This window comes from Streptomyces megasporus (genome assembly GCF_000718985.1).
GTDB lineage: Bacteria > Actinomycetota > Actinomycetes > Streptomycetales > Streptomycetaceae > Streptomyces > Streptomyces megasporus.
This window is the reverse complement of the sequence record NZ_JODL01000090.1, coordinates 1-504: the sequence shown is the minus strand read 5'-3', so window position 1 is coordinate 504 and position 504 is coordinate 1. Positions and strand designations below refer to the sequence as shown.

The window sequence follows — 504 nt, the reverse complement described above, 5'->3', positions numbered from 1 at the left end:
GTGCCGGCGGCGGTGATGGCCTGGCGGTAGGTGTGGTCCACCACGTCACCGGCGGCGAACACGCCGGGGATGTTGGTGCGGGTGGAGGGGGAGTCCACCGTCAGGTACCCCTGGTCGTCCAGGGCGAGCACGCCCTTGAACAGTTCGGTGCGCGGATCGTGGCCGATGGCGACGAACAGACCGGTGGCGGGCAGCTCGGAGGTCTCACCGGTGACGGTGTCGCGCAGGGTCAGTCCCGACAGCTTGCCGTCCTTCTCGTGGATCTCGGTGACCTCGCTGTTCCACGCGAACTCGATCTTCTCGTCGGCGAAGGCCCGCTCCTGCATCGCTTTGGACGCGCGCAGCGTGTCCCGGCGGTGGACGACGGTCACCTTCTCGGCGAACCGGGAGAGGAAGGTGGCCTCCTCCATCGCGGTGTCGCCGCCGCCGACCACCACGATGTGGTGGCCCTTGAAGAAGAAGCCGTCGCAGGTGGCGCAGTAGGACACGCCGCGGCCGGAGAGC

1 protein-coding gene is annotated in these 504 nt (G+C 68.8%); it reads right to left on the bottom strand.

Annotation, left to right across the window (positions count from 1 at the left end):
• Positions 1–504, bottom strand: a 504-nt coding sequence (locus IF47_RS0126800) for an NAD(P)/FAD-dependent oxidoreductase (protein ID WP_031511623.1), incomplete at both ends; no start/stop codon positions are given.